This is a genomic window from Marinobacter sp. EN3, assembly GCF_000475315.1.
GTDB lineage: Bacteria > Pseudomonadota > Gammaproteobacteria > Pseudomonadales > Oleiphilaceae > Marinobacter > Marinobacter nauticus.
Genome location: NZ_AXCC01000074.1, coordinates 191020 through 207927, shown reverse-complemented (window position 1 = coordinate 207927; position 16908 = coordinate 191020). Strand labels below are relative to the sequence as shown.

General features: G+C 56.6%; 11 protein-coding genes. 7 read left to right on the top strand and 4 right to left on the bottom strand.

Annotated features, from left to right (window positions below; genetic code table 11):
• The 4 genes from Q675_RS38240 to Q675_RS36290 form a co-directional block, all read left to right on the top strand.
• On the top strand, positions 1–3094 hold a 3094-nt coding region (locus tag Q675_RS38240), incomplete at its 5' end, for a hypothetical protein (RefSeq protein ID WP_023012137.1).
• Entirely contained in the window at positions 3087–4253 is a 1167-nt protein-coding gene (locus tag Q675_RS36295) for a hypothetical protein (protein WP_023012136.1), read from the top strand. The genes Q675_RS38240 and Q675_RS36295, both read left to right, overlap by 8 nt.
• Positions 4237–5415, top strand: a complete 1179-nt coding sequence (locus tag Q675_RS0119440) for a hypothetical protein (protein ID WP_227499609.1) — start codon at positions 4237–4239, stop codon at positions 5413–5415. Before Q675_RS36295 ends, Q675_RS0119440 begins: the two co-directional genes overlap by 17 nt.
• 137 nt (positions 5416–5552) lie before the next feature.
• Entirely contained in the window at positions 5553–6002 is a 450-nt protein-coding gene (locus Q675_RS36290; RefSeq protein ID WP_023012134.1) for a DUF4124 domain-containing protein, read from the top strand.
• Between the two features lie 26 nt (positions 6003–6028).
• On the opposite strand, the gene Q675_RS36285 is transcribed toward Q675_RS36290, so the two are convergent.
• From Q675_RS36285 to Q675_RS36270, 4 genes are all read right to left on the bottom strand, one after another.
• Positions 6029–7123 carry a rhomboid family intramembrane serine protease gene (locus Q675_RS36285; protein WP_023012133.1) on the bottom strand — a complete coding sequence of 365 codons (1095 nt, stop codon included), beginning with the start codon at positions 7121–7123 and terminating at the stop codon, positions 6029–6031.
• A gap of 43 nt (positions 7124–7166) precedes the next feature.
• On the bottom strand, positions 7167–7499 hold the full coding sequence (locus Q675_RS36280) for a hypothetical protein (RefSeq protein ID WP_011787111.1): 333 nt from the start codon (positions 7497–7499) through the stop codon (positions 7167–7169).
• A gap of 66 nt (positions 7500–7565) precedes the next feature.
• Positions 7566–8264, bottom strand: a complete 699-nt coding sequence (locus Q675_RS36275) for a PspA/IM30 family protein (RefSeq protein WP_022993269.1) — start codon at positions 8262–8264, stop codon at positions 7566–7568.
• 14 nt (positions 8265–8278) lie between these two features.
• Positions 8279–8683, bottom strand: a complete 405-nt coding sequence (locus Q675_RS36270) for a YjfI family protein (RefSeq protein ID WP_011787109.1) — start codon at positions 8681–8683, stop codon at positions 8279–8281.
• 205 nt (positions 8684–8888) lie between these two features.
• Here Q675_RS36270 and Q675_RS36265 point away from each other — a divergent pair, with 205 nt between their 5' ends.
• The 3 genes from Q675_RS36265 (at position 8889) to Q675_RS36255 (ending at position 16901) form a co-directional block, all read left to right on the top strand.
• Entirely contained in the window at positions 8889–9515 is a 627-nt protein-coding gene (locus Q675_RS36265) for a hypothetical protein (RefSeq protein WP_022993268.1), read from the top strand.
• Between the two features lie 43 nt (positions 9516–9558).
• Entirely contained in the window at positions 9559–11562 is a 2004-nt protein-coding gene (locus Q675_RS36260) for a hypothetical protein (RefSeq protein WP_011787107.1), read from the top strand.
• 89 nt (positions 11563–11651) lie between these two features.
• Positions 11652–16901, top strand: coding sequence for a DNA repair ATPase (locus tag Q675_RS36255; protein WP_023012131.1), 5250 nt, complete (start codon positions 11652–11654; stop codon positions 16899–16901).
• Positions 16902–16908 lie beyond the last annotated feature (7 nt).

Genomic DNA, 16908 nt, shown 5'->3' with positions numbered 1-16908 from the left:
GGGATCACCAGACGCTTACGATGAAACAACGGAGGCAGAAGATCGCGGTGTATTTGATTGGCCGGAGGACACCCAAAGTGCTGAGGATGTTGTTAAGGATGCCCGTGATCGCGTAATTGGAGCGATCCGAATTGATGATCCTGTTGGAAGGTTGCGATACCTGCAACAGCGCCGCCAGGTAGCCGCATGGTTTTCTAATGCTGCAGTGAGACGCGCAAAGGCACGACCTTATTTTGAATCTGCCCTGTTAGTGAACGCAGCGATTGTCCCCAGTAACTTTGGAGGGAAAATCAATCCTCTCAATAAATATATGAGGGAGTTGAATGGCGCGGGCCGGAAAGAGTTAGAGCGTTCGATCGCAGTATCTGAACGAAAACTAGCGGTGCAATATGGGAGTAATTTGCAGGAGGATTTGTTGGACCTTCTGCAACGCAGTTGGGTGCAGCATAGCTTGGTTGATCTCTTTACCCATGATGGTTATGACTACGCAGGAGCATTCTATTTTCTGTCCTCACTAATTCAGGAGGCGATTAAGGATCCAGAAGAATGTGATGTACTAGCTGCTAGGGTAGACGCTCGGAAATCCGGAATAGGTAAAGAGTGGTTGCAGAACCTCTGTCGCGCAGGGAGAAGCAACTTACTGTATTCGTTGCTTTTCCCGGACTTTGATGCCAATGACCTGGAGCGCTCCTACGAGCCTCAGGCGCAGCCCGATGAAAATTCAGGTGACGGCCAATTCCGAGCCAGTGAGTTGGCATCACTGGAAAACACCGACCTTCCAGAGCTAGACGTCGTTATGACTAGGGACGGACTGGAACTGGCTGCAGCAGCCGAGGCGGGTGCGTTTGCTACGGCCTTTGCCTCCAGTCTTCGGACAGGAACCCAGACCTTGCTGAGTATCCATGGCAGTCTCTGGGGCGCGGTCCAAAGTGCAAGTCAATCCCTGGTTAGTCACAATCAGCAACTCAAAGATGTCGACACCCAACTCAAGGCTGCGGAGTCGGAACTGAATCGATTGAGTCAGGAGAGGGTTGAGGCTGAAAAAGAAATCAAAGACGCACGGGTTCAAGCTGTTGATGAGCAGATCGAACAGAACCAACGAACTGAGCAGGCAAGGCAACAAGCGCAGGCACGTCTGAATCGGATAGCTATCCAAGAATCCGAGATTGATCGCCGCGCACAGACTCTTTTCACTCAGAGGCAGCGATTGTTCTCGCATGCGATCGAAGCACAGATGAAACTTTACGGGGGATGTTTTCAACAGCTCCGCGCGTCATTACCTTTACTTACCGGAAAAGTCAGGTTAGAGCGGCTTTCAAAAGCCGCTCAGAAGGGTTACTTCGTGATTGGCATCAGTGGCTTGGAGGACAGCGGCGGTGAAGGGCGAGCCGTAAGAATGTTTGGCGACATTACGGAACAAAGCGAAGGTGGGGTTCGAGCGACGGCCTCGACCAGCCGCACCCGTGCAAAGACTCAGGGAATACCTTCCAGTGTGGCAGACGATGCACTGGTCTTGGTTGTCCCAGAAAACGAACAGATTACAAAAATCCTGAAGCATCTCAATACGGCAGAGCGTCAGTACGCTAAGGCATTGAAAGAGCTGAATATCTGGGAACGTTACGCTGCCCAAGCATCTGACTTGTCTGCGGCGGCCACAGCAGCAGTGGCTCGACGGGTAGCAGGCGCTGAGGCGAAACTCGAAAAGGCGTTGAGTAATCTGGAGAAGGTTGATGGAAGTCTGGAAGCTGCAAACGATGCGTTCGATGATATCGAGACGAACAAGGCAGCTTTAGATGCTGAGGTGCGATCTCTGGACGATACGGTCCGGAAGGTAGAAGACAGACGCCTCTACAGAGTACTCAACTCACCGCTTTTGCCGACTGCTGTGATGTTGATGGAGCTGCATAATGTCACAAGTGTTACGGCTGAATTCGACAGAGATTATAGGGTAATGGGCAGTGGCAGTGCCCGTATCGCGGTTGCGAGCGCTTATTTTGATATAGCTTATGCCTCTGCAATGCTGGTCGAACGCTTTATGCACAATGTGGCTCTTGTTGAACGAGTGTCGAAAAAATTGTTGTCACGTGAATGGAACGGCCGATTTGCTCAAGCGTTCGCGAAGGTTTTTGGCGGTCCACCAACCTGGGGCAAACTCTTCGGCGGTGCAGGCGGTCTCCTGATGGCACTAGACTACGGCTTGGACGCGGAGTATCTGTATCGCATGGGTAATACTGGAGGAGCGGTGGGAGCTGGAATTGTGGCTGCAGGTGGGGTCGCATTAGCAATTGCCAGTGTTACGGGATCTACAGGACTATTATTTCTGGGGCCAGCAGGCTGGCTGGCTTTGGGTGTAGTACTGGCACTCTCTGGTACCGCCATGATGGCGTGGTTCAGTGAGGAGTCTATAGAGATATGGATGCGCCATGGACCCTTTGGGCAGATGGCGGAGAAGCCTTTTCTGAAAGAGCCGCGTGAAGCCTATTATCGTCTAATCAGTTTGTTAATGGGGGTTAGTGTCGTAATCGAGCCGAATCCTCTGCGAGGAAAGGCGCTTCGGGGAGAGTTGGACGAGCAAGACGAAAACCGGTTAACAGCTCTCCGCGAGGCGAACACAAGGTTGAGGGTGGAAAGCGCGATTCCCGGCCTGTTTAGGGAAGTTGAGATGGTAGAGGTGAAGTCTCATCTGCAATTGGTAGAGACGATGGCAGAGAGGGGGTATCTGCTAGGAGTAAGCGATATGTCTAACACAAGGGTTTTGCCAATTGCAGAGAACGAGTCGCAGGCACGTGTATTGCTCGAGGAGGAGTTTGCTGGCGGAACCTACGTTTATTTGAGTACCCCTTATACAAAAAATACTGAATCTCAGCGCTGGTTGGGAGCAGTCAATTTGACGGAAACCCGTTCATATCATTGGAATGTCCGGCTCCAATTGCAAATTCAAGCCAGAAAAGGGGAAGCGCCCATGGTCTTTCCTGCGCCTGATCCGGAAGACCCGCTGGTCTACAATAGGGATGATTTGAAGCATTCCGAACCGGACTTCACAAAAAAAGACCGCCCGTTCTGGTATGACGAAGAGGTCCGTTATTATGGATAGAGCAAGGAACGCTTCGTCAGCTGATGGCGAGTATTACGGTGCCAATGCTTACCATCCCGAATCAGTACCCGATCAATCTATTCAGCTTCAAGATTTAAATCACTCCGAGCTGGCGCGCTCGGCTAGCTTTCGATTGCCTTGGGGAACCACCCAAGACGTGATGCCGTCAAATCTATTTGCCCGTTGGCGGCCAGAGGCTCTTCGAAGAATCGAAAAGCGCGAGGATCTGCTTGCTGAAGCGGGTGACCAAGGTCAGTTGGATCATGAGAGCATTTGTTATGCGCCGTTGGCTTTCCGGTCGAAGCTGGTTAATGCGTTTGAACTATACGGCAAAGCGTTCTTCTGGGTCTCGATACCGCTTGTTCTGGTAGTGTATCTGGTGGAGTTAAGTCATGCCTCGTCCAACGAGTCTTGGCTTACCGTATTGTTAGGCTTCTGGAATTTTGCGCTGGTTTTAATGGGCATTCCTGCCTGTATGTGGCTGTCAGCGACAATTGCTTTTACCTTCTTCCCGCGATGGTGTGTCAAAGCTGGGCGTGGTCCCGAGTGGGAACTTAACCGTCGAACTGGAATGGTTCGTACTTGGCACTATAGGCGTAGAATTCCGTTGTTCTGGAACTATCAGGAGACCGTCACTGAGACTCCGTTTTATGAATTTGATGGCTGGGTGGCCGGCGGTGCGACACAGTATGGGCCCAGGTTTGACTTCATCTTGTGTCACCGATATAGCAAGCTCAAGGTTCATATCGGAGACATCCTGTTAGGTTGGCACCAATCTCCTCGTCCATGCTACGCACTCTGGGATTTCCTCCAAAACTATATGGATGTGACGCGGCCATTACCTGAATTCCCAGTGCTGGAGCCCCATCGACACAAGGATCCTGTGACCGCCGAACATGATAGTGAAGCTGGCCGTCCGGAACGTTATTGGCGGGACATGGATGACAAAACCTTCCAACAAAAAGAAGACGAGATGCTCGGTCGGGTTTTGCGCATCAACACCGAACAACGCCCAAACCTGATGGCCAAGAAGGTGCGATATGCGCACATGACGCCGGAAGATATGTTGGCCTATGGCCGTGGTTCACGACAATCTCGTCAGCGTCGAGCAAAATCCGGATTGAAGAAAGAGCCCATCCGGAGTGTTCCTTCAGATTAGTAAGTGGCGGTTTCCGAGCCTGCGTATCACGTTGCGCAACAAGAACTATATGGATATGAGCCTACACTCACCCCGGGAGGAATTTAATGTCTCTGAGCCCGGATTCAAAGGCCGTAGCAAACTCGCGGGTTCCACCTTGGCGAGTTATTACTGCTCCTATGCTTATCGCCCTGACGCGATTCCCGAGCAAAGCAATCAAACTCAGGAATTGAACCGAACCGGATTAGATCGCTCAGCCAGCTTACGTTTACCGTGGGGTAATACCCGTGAAGTGATGCCGCCCAACTTCATGTCAAGAAACCCACCCAAGAAGTTGCGGCGACTGGAGAAAAAAGAGGATCTGGCAGAGAAGTACGGTCTTCACGTTGAGAGTAATCATGAATGCTTCCGGCATGCACCATTGGCTCTCCAGGCTCGATTAGTGAGTATAATTAGTGTTACAGGTGCGTTATGGGCCTATATTGTTTCTCCATTCGCTTTTTTTATGTTGGTCTTAATAACCTTGTTTGGTGAACGTGAAAGGAACTGGTTAGACTACTCTCTGGACCAAGCGCTGCCCTATTTGATTTTTCTTGGAGGCGGCTGGATTCTCATTTTGATCGCAGATCTGGCCTTCCGCCTCTTCCCGAAATGGCTTTTACGGAATGGCCGAGGCCCCGAATGGGAATTCAACCGTCGAACCGGCATGATCAAGGTCTGGCAATACCCGAAAAAGTTTCCTTTTCTCCCCAGAAAGCCTCCGGTGGTGGTTGAAAAACCCTTCTACGAATTCGATGCCTGGTGCTGTGCGAGGGTGGACCGTTTCGGTAGTTTGTTTGATCTGGTGCTCTCTCACCGATACAGCAAGCTGGACGTTACCGTTGGCGATCTTCTCGGCGCCCACGGCAGTCCCACCATGTGTTACGCCTACTGGGATTTCATTCAGAACTACATGGATGTCACAAAGCCGTTGCCGGAACTGCCCATGCTGGAGCAGTATCGACACCTTGACCCGACCACCGCAAAGCACGACCAGGCGACGGGCCGTCCGTCACGTTACTGGCGGGATATGGATGATAAAACCTTCAAGCAGAAAGTGGACGACATGTTTACCGATGTCTCCATCATCGATACCACACGCAGGCCCGACCTGATGGCGGAAAAGCTGAATTATGCGTCCTGACTTGTGAACCGGGGGCGTCCATGGCCAATCAGGTAGGACGGCGCTTGTGACTACCCGGTCAAAGTTCCCAAACCCATCATCGGGTAGACTACTCCTTCGAAAGTTGTCCAAAGCATTATTCGAAAAGGAATTCAGTTATGGCTCGCAGGCTTCTCATCTCTTTATTTCTGCTATCCCTTGGTCCGTTTTCTCACGCTGCCGTCTACCAGTGGACAGATGCCAACGGTCAGACCCATTTCGGCGATCGCCCCCCGGCGAAGGCCAGTTCCAAGGAAGTGCGCGTCAATGCAGCGCCGGCCCAGGCTGATGCCACAGTCCGTGACCGGCAGCAGAAAATGACGGAGTTCCTGGAACAGCAACAGAAGGAGCGGGAGGAGCGTCAGGCCAAAGAAGCGAAAGCCCGGCAACAGGCCGAAAAGCAGGAGGAGCTATGCAGGAATCTCCAGGCCCGTCTCAAGCACCTGGAGAGTGTTTCGACCTTCTACGATATCAATGAGAAGGGTGAGCGGGAGTACGTGTCTGAGGAAGAAAATCAGCAGATTCGGGACCGTTTCCGCGCCAAGGTTAAAGAAACCTGCGGCGAGTAGGTACCTATTGCGATTAACCGGCAAGGCTACCGGTTAATCGCAGCCTCCGGCTGATTCAGCATCGCAATCAGCGGATTCTTCCGCAGCACATAATCCCGCAACAGGTAGCCCAGCAGTAACCCCAAGCCAAAGCCACCCAGATGCGCGGCCCACGCCACACCGCCCTGGGCGGTGAACATCCCGAACAGGTTTATCAGGCTCCAGATCAGGAAGTACCAGTGAGGTGCGAGTTTCTTCTGGTAAACAATGATCATGAAGGTAAGACTGGCGTGCCGGAACCACATCAGGTAGAGACCGAACAGGGCAGCGATGGAGCCACTGGCCCCGACCAGCAGCAGAGGGCCCTGGCTGGCATCGAACAACAGCAGTTCCGCAAGGGCCGCCATAATGCCGGCAAACAGGTAGAGTGCCAGGAAGGCACCATGCCCCAGCGCATCTTCCAGGTTGTCGCCGATAATCCACAGAAAGTACATGTTCCCGACCAGGTGCATCAGGCCACCGTGCACAAACTGATAGCTCAGCAACTGAAGCACAAAATGTGACGGGCTTTGGGTGTCGGAGTTCAATCCCAGGTTTACGAAGATCCACTCATTAGCCTCAGGGGACAGCGCTCCAACACCAAACACCAGGGCACAGAGGAACACCAGGGTTCGGGTAACCCAGGGGGTGCGGTGGGGTTTTACGTTGTATTCCACCGGCATGGCGGTCAGGAACTGGAACAGCCAGGATTTCCAGCTCACCTTCTGGTTCAGGTCTTTAAGGGCCTGCTTCAGTTGCGGCGACTGCATTACCTGATCAACTTCATGTTTGTCGAGCCAGACGCCGTCACAGCCGGGGCAGCAGTCAATTTCCGTGGTGTAGTGAGCCAGCAACTGGTAGTGGGTCATGGGCACGCGACACCGTCGGCAAAGCCGGTCGCTGGTGCGAAGCGCGGGGCCGAGGTGCTGCTCGTGATCGTACTGGTCTACGCCGTCATGATGCTCGGCAATCGCCTGATTTAACGCGCCATCTTCAAACCATAGCCCGTGGCACAGGCGGCAGTCGAATATGGAGGGATGGCTGGAGGAGTCCAGGCTTGCGGTATTGCAGGCCGGGCACTGTCGATAGCGGTTTCTGGGCATGACGTCCTTTTCCTGGTAAAGCGGTTTCTGAAGCGCCTGGCGATTACTGGTCCGAGGCAGTCAGATACTGCCTGGCAAATCCCTGCAACTCCTCCGCCACGCGCTGGCGAATAGCGGCACGATCCTGCGGATCCAGTTCGTACTTGCGTGCCAGCAGTTCAAAATCCTCGTCTTTGAGGGTTACCGTCAGTCGCGGGCGGGCACGGCCTTTACGGTAGGGCAGGTGGAGCACTTTGCGCACCATGTCGGCGGTCGTCATATCCTGCATGGCCGCCGACACGCGAAACGCGCGCTGGATATCGTTGGACAGGTCGAAGGCCATCTGTACCGCCTGAACGGCCTGTTCTTCTCGGGACCAGTCCTGTTTCTTCGCCATGGGGTTGCCTGTGAGAGCGCCTTCGAGGTGCTTGAGTGAGCGCCCCGATTTCGGGGCGCTCAGGGTTTACGGGTTTGCGTTGCCGCCCTTGAGGCGTGCCAACACATCGTTGACGGCATCCTGTTCGCCATCAATGCCGGCGGCTTTCAGTTTTTCGTCCAGATCTGCGCCGGTCAGCTCTTTTTCCAGGGTGGCGCTGGCGGTCTGGCGGTCTTCTTCCCGGGCCTGGCGCTCGCGAATCCGCTCCAATGTCTCTTTCGCGGTGCTCAGGGAGGACTGCTGGCTGTTGATGTTGGTGTCAATCTGCGCGGTGGTGCGTAGCACCCGCTCGTTGGTCTTCACTACGTGCAGTTCCCGGCGGTAGTCGGCCAGCTGTTTCTCGGCTTTCTGAACTCGCTCTTTCAAGCCCACAATGCGCTGTTGCAGCAGTTCCCGGGTTTGGGTCAGCTCCGAGGCGCGGCGCTCATGGCCAACAATTCGCTCGGCCACTTCTCGGGCCAGATCTTCCTGGCCAGCCGCGATGGCTTTGCGGGCATCGTCTTCACGCTTGGCGGCGCTGTCCTGCTCGGTACGGATCTGTCGGGCCAGGGAGGCCGCTTCGGCCATCAGTGACGCCAGCTCCTGCTTGGCCTGTTTCAGCTCATGCTCGGAATCGCGCAGTTCCTGTTCCAGAATCCGGTTGCCCTGGCCGTCGACAACGGCTTCACCCAGTTCGTTCACACCCCCGCGCATGGCGGTCAGGATTTTTTTAAGTACGGTTCTCATGTCTCAGCCCTCACTCAAGCCAGGTAGTCTTCAAAAGTCTGTAACAGGTCGATGGCATTCTCGGCGAGGGTTACCAGTTCCTGCATGATCTCGCTGGTGCCGGACGTGGGGCTCAGTGCGCCATAGACCACATAGTGCTGGCCGGTTTTGCCAAGAGAGCTTAAGGGCATGGGAACACTGATGCGCAACATGTTTTCATGCAGCTCGTTCAGACGTTCCGGGGCCAGTTCCTGTTCGTCGAAAAGGTACGCAAGGCACAGAATCTGGGTGTCGGTTACGGTAATATACACCGGTGTTTCTTCGGCGCCGGACACGATCACCTGCAGCACCGGTTCTTCGCCGGCAATGGGCATGACATCGAAGGTTCGGCCAGCATGGGTGGCGTCACCCAGGGCCAGGGTGAGAGATTGGGTATCCACGAATAGCTCCTTCCTGTGGCGTTGAATCGGTTCGGCCGATCCGGACGAACCTTGTCCTGTCGCTTGACATTTTATGTCAATAATCCGAGTCTATACCTCGCAATTAAACATTTGCAAGAAATAGTTTGTTTACGTTATAAACAACTCGTCAGTCTGACACGGACTGTCGCCCAGTGGATTTACCAGAACGGATGTCTGGTCGCGTATGGATACATTCTTTGCAATTGCCTTCTCCTTCCCCACGGTCATTTTTTCCGTATTGCTGTGCGTGGCCATCGTTTACTGGCTGATTTCCCTTGTGGGTCTGGGCGATATCGAGGCCGATGGCGATATTGATGCCTCCGGCGACTTCTCCGGCCTGATGGTAACCCTGGGGCTCCAGGGTGTCCCGCTGCCACTCGTGCTTACCCTGTTGTTCCTGATTGCCTGGTTGGCGAGCTATTTTGCGGAGCTGTTGCTCGGTGCACTGGTGCCTGATGGTTTCCTGCATGCACTTTTCGGCCTGGCGGTCATCGCCGGCGCTCTGGTGATGAGTGTTCTGGTGACCGCGGTTGTTATCCGCCCACTGCGGCCACTGTTCCGGCGGGCGTATTTACCCCCGCTTCAGAAACGTATTATCGGTACCGCTTGCGTGATTACCTCAGCAACGGTTACGGAAACCAAAGGCCGGGCAGAAGCGATTCTGGACGGTGCCCATCTGGTGCTGCAGGTCCGCAGCCATACGCCTTTGGCGCATCGCGAGCGCGCGGTGCTGATCGAACATATTCCGGACAAGAACGCCTGGTGGGTGGTTCCGGAAGCTGAATTCCTTGCCGGCGAATCGGCCGGTTAATCCCCGCACCTACTCCCTTCAATCAGCGCAGGAGAATGACTAAATGGACTTATCTTGGATGATGCCAGCAATCATGACCGTCGGGGTCCTGGTTCTGCTGATACTGGGCATACTGGCCCTGTTCAAGGCGTTTTACCGCAAGGTGGACCAGGGCCAGGCCCTGATCGTGAACGACCTGTCGCCCACGCCCAAGGTGTATTTCACCGGGGCCATGGTGCTGCCGGTTATCCACCGCGCCGAGACCATGAAAATCTCGGTCATTACCCTGGAGCTTAACCGTACCGGCAAGGAAGGGCTGATCTGTAAGGACAACCTGCGGGCCGACATTACCGTTGCCTTCTACCTGCGGGTGAATGAAACCCAGGAAGACGTTCTGCGCGTGGCCAAATCGGTGGGTGTGGGCCGTGCCTCAGACCGGGATGCCGTGAACGAGTTGTTCAATGCCAAATTCAGTGAAGCGCTGAAGACCGTTGGCAAGAAGCTCGAGTTCATGCAGCTGTTTGAGGAGCGTCAGCGCTTCCGCGATTCCATCGTCGAGACCATCGGGGAAGACCTGAACGGTTACGTGCTGGAAGACGTGGCCATCGACTACCTGGAGCAGACGCCGAAGACCTCGCTGGATCCGAACAACATCCTGGATTCCGAGGGCATCAAGCGGATTACCGAAATTACTGCCCTCCACAACGTGGAAACCAACCGTCTGGAGCGGGACCAGGAGCTGGAAATCCAGCGCAAGAATGTGTCGGCCCGGGAAGCGTCGCTGGAACTGGAACGCAGCCAGGCCGAAGCCGAAGCGCGCCAGCGCCGGGAAATTGAAACCCTGCAGGCCCGTGAGACTTCGGAAACCGAGCAGGTGCGTGAGCAGGAGCGGGCCCGTGCCGAAGCCGCTCGCATCAAGACGGATGAAGAACTGGCGATTGCGGACGAAAACAAGCAACGCCAGATTGAAATGGCCATGAAAGCCCGCGAGCGTGCGGTGCAGATTGAAGAAGTGCGTATTCGCCAGGCCCGGGAGCTCGAGGATGTTAACCGTGAGCGGGCGGTGGAAATCGAGCGCATTGGCATGGAAAAGGCGCTGGAAGAAGAACGCAAGGAAATTGCCGATATCACCAGCCAGCGTATTGCCGTTGAGCGCAACGTGGCGGAAGAGGAAGAGAACATCAAGGATGTTCGCAACCGCTCCGAAGCAGACCGCCTGAAGGTGAAGAAAGTGGTGGCGGCTGAAGCCGATGCCGAAGAACTGAAGCTGAAAGATGTAAAAGCGGCCGAGGCGGCGTTTGAGCGCTCCAAGCTGGAAGCCGAGCAGATTCGGGTCACCGCCCAGGCGGAAATGGATGCAGCTGAGAAGAAATCGGTGGCTGATGAGAAACTGGCCCGTGGTCGCCAGGCTATGGCCGCGGCCGATGGCCTTGCCGAAGCGCAGGTCAAGGAAGCTCAGGCGTCTGCTATCCGGGCTGATGGTCTGGCCCGCGCCGAGGTCAAATCGGTTACCGCCAAGGCCGATGAAGAAGCCGGCATGGCCGAGGTTCGGGTGCTTGAGCAGCGTCTGGAAACCGAAGCCATGGGTGAAGAGAAACTGGGTGTTGCCAAGGCCGATGCCCGTAAGGCTATGGTTCTGGCCGAAGCCGAAGGTGAGCAGCGCATGGGCCACGCCAAAGCCGAAGCCCGCGAAGCCATGGCCAAGGCCGAAGCGGCTGGTCTGGTTGAGAAACTCAAGGCCTACGATGGCATGTCTGAGGAATCCCGTCACTTTGAAGAGTTCCGCATGAACCTGGAAGTTCATGAGAAGGAAGTGATGGCCCAGATCGACGCCCAGAAGGCTGGCATGCTGGAAAATGGCCGGGTTATGGCTGCTGCCCTGAAAGACGCCAAGTTCGAAATGATCGGCGGCGACGGCGGCATTTTCGAGAAGTTTGCCCAGGGCCTTGGCTACGGCAAGAGTGTTCAGGGCGTGCTGGACAAGTCCCCCTCGCTGCAGGCGGCGCTCTCGAACATTGCCGGCCGGGTTGCAGGTGAAAAGCCTAACCGCAGTTCCGAGACGGCCTGATAAGGCCGATGGCTCCCGGTACCGGACCCAAGGTGCCGGGAGTGCTTTCCCCTAACCGCATTCCCCTCTTTGGTTCAGGATGATTTGGTATGTCGACGGATCGCACCGAGCTCGAAAGCATTGTTCAGGAAGGTTCAGCCTTTGAAACCATCAAGCGCCGGCTGAAAGAGCAGGGCGGCCAACTGCGTGAGCAGGTGTCCGGGCTGAACCAGGCCCGCGAAGAGATCTTTGGCAGTGCCGGCATGAACGTGCTGGGCCGGGCCCGGGTGCGAACCGAAAACAACGCCATCGCCCGGGATGTGGTGCGTCTGGGCGACAAGCTGTTGTTCGGTTTCAATCTGCAGCTGGGCTTGCGCAAGACGCTGGTGATTGAAGATGTGTTCAGGCTGTACCACCTGAACGACGGCGACAGCGGGTTCGAGATGACCGAAGCGGCCATTGAGGGTTCGTTTCTCAAGGATGAACGCTTCGCCACCGACTTCCGGGAACTCCAGCAGTACTACAACACCGCCACGCTGTCGCAACTGGTGATTCTCAAAGGCATGTTGCTGATGGCGTTCCGCATCGGTGACAAGCTTGATGATCTTCGGGTGTTTCGCTGGGAACTGAAGCCCGATGGTGAGGTCAGCCGCTACATTGATAATCGCGGCGAGCGCGATCTGTCTTTCCCGGAACGTTTCAGTTTTCCCTGGAAAACCGTGGGCCGCGACAGCCAGGTTCAGGGCCGCTCTCCGCACCTGAACATCGCCGACACCCTGTTTGTGGATAACCTGCGGGGCAACATTACTTTCAAGGTGGAGAACAACACCTCCACCGGCGAAGGCATCTACTCGGACCCGGTGGAGTCCGATTCCCAGTCACTGGACGACGCCAGCTTCGATTTTGCCGATCTGGGCGAGATTCTGCTGGTGCGGATTCTGCCGTTTAACGAAGAACACTGGCGCTACTACCTGTTCAACCGCACCGAGCGCAAGATCGAGCGGGTTGACGCCATGGCCGGTTCCGTCGCGTCGCTACCGGACAATCACGGCCTGATTTTTCCGTCGGGTTATTACCTGAGTACCGGCGAGCTGAAAACCTTCCAGATTCCCGACGGGGATTTCCGGCTCAAGCGTACCTTGCGGGCCCCCAACGGCGAAGACATGCTGTATGTCTTCTTCGAACAGCGCACCGGTCAGGTGATCCTGTTCCGCTACAACCTGATTCGCAAACAGGCGGATGTGCCACTGATTGGCCACGGTTACGCCCTGTTCGAAAACGGGCATTTGGTGATTTTCAATGCCGACAAGGAACCTACGCTGGTGCACCCGTTGCAGGTGTGGGAAACGCCGTTCACTTCTGAAAGTTTCCACGCTGCGGCGAACGTCGCCAACGATTCCGAGCTGGCGCGCATTGGCAATCCCGAGCTGGTGCGGGGAATTGCCGAGCTGAATACGGTGGTTACCCTGGTGGAGGGCGCCAGCGCCAGTGAGCGGCATTTCACCAACCTGATTCGTACCGTGGACCGTATTCTGGATCAGTTTTTCTGGCTGTCAGCGCGCCAGGAAGAAGCCCTGTTTGCCGGGTTAAACCAACAGCTCAGCACCATCCGAAGCACCGCAGAGCTGGTGCTGGATGAGTATGAGAAAGTCCAGAGCATTCGCGCCCAGACTGAAGCTGCCATTACCGAGGTCGCTCAGGACCAGGGCGCGTTGATGCGGGACCTGAAACCGGATAGCTGGAAAGCACCGGATCAGTTTGTCAGTTACCTGGCACGTTTGCGCGATCATCGCGGCCGGGTGCGAACCCTCAATGATCGGCGTTACGCCGACAAAGCCCGTATCGACACTCTTGAAGAGGAGCTGGCCGAGGCTGAGGACCGGCTGACCGAGCGCACCTTCCGTTTCCTGGCGTCGCCGGAGGCGCTGGATGGCTACCGCCAGACCCTGACCGAGTTGCAGACTGCGCTGGCCGAGGCCGACAGCCGGGATGCCCTGAAGAAGATTGTCGATCGCTATCGGGAATTGACCGAAGGCCTGGACATGATCCAGGGCATGCTGGCGTCCATGGGCGGTGACGATGCCGCGCTGGAAACGGCGATCACCGATAACATCTCGGGCATCTACGCGACCATCAACCAGCAGCGTTCCGAAGCGGAAATCCGGCTGAAAGAGCAGGGCAGTGCGGAAGCCCGGGCCCAGTTTGCGGCTCGTATCCGGCTGTTTGAGCAGAGCCTGGCGAACGGCGTCAGCGCGCTGTCGGATGTGCGCGAATGCGATGGTCTGATGACCCGGATGCTGGATCAGCTGCAGGAGCTGGAAAGCCAGTTTGGCGAATATGACGAGTTCCTGGCGGCCATTCTGGAGCAGCGCGAGAACGCCCACGAGAGCATCGAGGCACGGCGCCAGCAGCTCCAGGATCAGCAACAGCGCCGGGTAACCACGCTCACCGATGCCGCTGCCCGTATTCTCAAGAACCTGGGCCGCCGTACCGAACGTTTCAGCAGCCCTGAAGAGCTGCATGCCTTCTTCGCCTCTGATGCCATGGTTAGCCGGTTGCGCAGTATGGCCGGAGAGTTACGGGAGCTGGGCGCCGCCATGGAAGCGGACGATTGCCTGGGCCAGCTCAAAGCGGCTCAGGACACGGCTCTGCGCAGCGTTCGGGACAAGGCCGATATCTTTGAGGATGGCGGTGCCGTTATCCGGCTGGGCAAGCACAAGTTCAGCGTTAACCAGCGGGAGCTGGATCTGACCCTGATTCCCCGGGACGATCATGTGCTGCTGCACCTGACCGGAACCCAGTATTACGAGCGCCTGGAGGAGCCCGAGCTGGACCGCCTCCGGGGCTACTGGAACATGAGCCAGCCTTCGGAATCCGACCGGGTGTACCGGGCGGAGTATCTGTCGGCACTGGTAATCGATGAGTTCCGCAAGGCCGGAGACCTGCCGGTTAACGTCGCGGATCTGGATGAACTGACCGGTTACATCCGCAAGTTCGCCTCGCCCCGATACCGGGAGGGCTACGAAAAAGGCATCCATGATCACGACGCAGCGCTGATTGTCAGTACGCTGTGGCCGGCGATTCAGAACGCCGGGTTGCTCCGTTTCAGCCCCAGGGCGCGGGCACTGGCCATGCTGTTCTGGGCCGGGTTAAGCCAGCAACAGAGCGCGGGCCAGCAACTGCGTTCCCGGTGCCTGTCTGCCGGCATCCTCAGCCGCATGATGCAGTCCGATGAGCTGCTGGAATCCCTGCAACAGGAACTGGAACCGCAGCTCGCAAACTTTGTGGGAGAACAACAATTGAGCCTGGCCGGGCCGGGCAGCGATGGCCGCAGCCTGGTGCATTCCGCAGCGCAGTACCTGGTACGGCAGCTGGCGGAAGAATCCGAAGCCTTCGATATCACTCGCTATGCCGGGGATCTGGCAACCGGCTTTGTCGAGGCACTTAAACGGGATAACCAGTTTGCCCAGTATCAGCAGGCACTGGAGGTCGTGACCGATCAGCCGGCTGCTCGCTGGAGCATCACCAGCCACTGGTTGAAAGCCTGGATGGCCAAGACGGATCAGCAGCATCTGCTGCACTATCTTCCGGAGGCCGTGGTCGTACTGAACGTGGGCGAAACGGTGAAAACCTCGGTTCGCAGTGTCGAACTGGCGTTCCAGATTGAGGGTCTGCTGGGCCAACACCCTCGCATTGAAGAGCGCACGCTCAGTCTGCAACTGGATGAATTTGACGAGCGTCTGCGATATCACCAGCAGGAGATCATTCCTGGCTGGCAGCAGTTGCAGGAGGTGCGGCAGCAGGTACTGGAGAAATGGCGTGGCCAGTTACGGCTGGACGAGTTCCGGCCCCGCCCATTGTCGTCGTTCGTACGTAACAAGCTGATCAGCGAGAGTTACCTGCCGATCATTGGCGATAACCTGGCCAAGCAGATGGGCACGGCGGGTGAAGACCGCCGCACCGACCAGTCCGGGCTGCTGATGATGATCTCGCCGCCGGGCTACGGTAAAACCACGCTGATGGAATACGTGGCCAACCGCCTGGGTCTGATCTTCATGAAGATCAACTGCCCGAGCCTGGGTCACGACGTGATGTCGCTGGATCCGGAGAAGGCGCCCCATTCCACCGCCGAAGCGGAGCTGATCAAGCTCAACCTGGCGCTGGAGATGGGCAACAACGTGATGTTGTATCTGGACGATATCCAGCACACCCACCCCGAGTTCCTGCAGAAGTTTATCTCCCTGTGTGACGGCACGCGCCGCATTGAAGGGGTGTGGCGCGGCAAGACCCGCACCTACGACATGCGTGGCAAACGTTTCTGTGTGGTGATGGCGGGTAACCCCTACACCGAGAGCGGCGAAGTCTTCAAGGTCCCCGACATGCTCGCCAACCGGGCCGACATCTATAACCTGGGTGACGTGCTCTCGGGCATGGAGCATGCCTTTGCGCTGTCCTACATCGAGAACAGCCTGAGCTCCAACCGGGTGCTGGCACCGCTGGCCACCCGGGGCATGGCGGACTTTTACCGGTTCGCCGATCTGGCCGAAGGCAAAACGGTGGCGGATTCGGACTTTGAACACGACTACAGCGCCGCCGAGCGCGATGAAATCGTTGCCCTGTTGAAGAAAATGATCCGGGTGCGGGAAACCGTGTTGCGCGTCAATCAGGCTTACATTGCCTCCAGCGCCCAGGCAGAAGCTTACCGCACCGAGCCCACCTTCAAGCTGCAGGGCAGCTACCGGAACATGAACAAGCTGGCGGAAAAGCTGTCGCCGGTGATGAGTGACCAGGAACTGGAAGCCCTGATTGATGACCACTACCAGGGCGAGGCTCAGCTGCTGACCTACGGCGCCGAAGAAAACCTGCTCAAGCTCAAGCAGATGCGCGGCACCATGAACGACGAAGAAGCGGCACGCTGGCAGGCCATCTGTGAAGAATACCGCCGCCGTCAGCAAGCCGGTGGCGACGAGGAAACCGGGGTGAAAGTGGTTCGCCAACTGGGGCTGATCTCGGAACATCTGCAGCAACTGGGGCAACAGCTGGTTGCCGGACTGGACAGCGGAAAACACCCGGAACCCGATCTGGATAAAGCTCTGAGCCAGCTGTCCCGTTCCCTCGAAACCGGCCTCACCGAAGGCCTGCAATCGGTACAGCTGAATCCCGCTGTCACCGTCAACCTGGACAGCCCGCCCCAGGTGGGCGACGCGCTGATGGCCTTCGCCCGGATCTTTGAAGAATCCATTGTGCCGCTGGTGAAAACCATGGATGGCAAGCTGGACCTGGATCTGAAAACCCAGAGTGACATGAGCCGTGTGTTGCGAGTGATCCGGGAGCTGCAGGAGCGTTTGCTGGCCGGTTGACCACATT

What these genes read in the sequence shown, in the direction of transcription:
- Q675_RS36295 (WP_023012136.1), top strand. Translation starts at nt 3,087, where the DNA reads ATGGATAGAGCAAGGAACGCTTCGTCAGCTGATGGCGAGTATTACGGT.
- Q675_RS36290 (WP_023012134.1), top strand. Translation starts at nt 5,553, where the DNA reads ATGGCTCGCAGGCTTCTCATCTCTTTATTTCTGCTATCCCTTGGTCCG.
- Q675_RS36285 (WP_023012133.1), bottom strand. Translation starts at nt 7,123, where the DNA reads ATGCCCAGAAACCGCTATCGACAGTGCCCGGCCTGCAATACCGCAAGC.
- Q675_RS36280 (WP_011787111.1), bottom strand. Translation starts at nt 7,499, where the DNA reads ATGGCGAAGAAACAGGACTGGTCCCGAGAAGAACAGGCCGTTCAGGCG.
- Q675_RS36275 (WP_022993269.1), bottom strand. Translation starts at nt 8,264, where the DNA reads ATGAGAACCGTACTTAAAAAAATCCTGACCGCCATGCGCGGGGGTGTG.
- Q675_RS36265 (WP_022993268.1), top strand. Translation starts at nt 8,889, where the DNA reads ATGGATACATTCTTTGCAATTGCCTTCTCCTTCCCCACGGTCATTTTT.
- Q675_RS36260 (WP_011787107.1), top strand. Translation starts at nt 9,559, where the DNA reads ATGGACTTATCTTGGATGATGCCAGCAATCATGACCGTCGGGGTCCTG.
- Q675_RS36255 (WP_023012131.1), top strand. Translation starts at nt 11,652, where the DNA reads ATGTCGACGGATCGCACCGAGCTCGAAAGCATTGTTCAGGAAGGTTCA.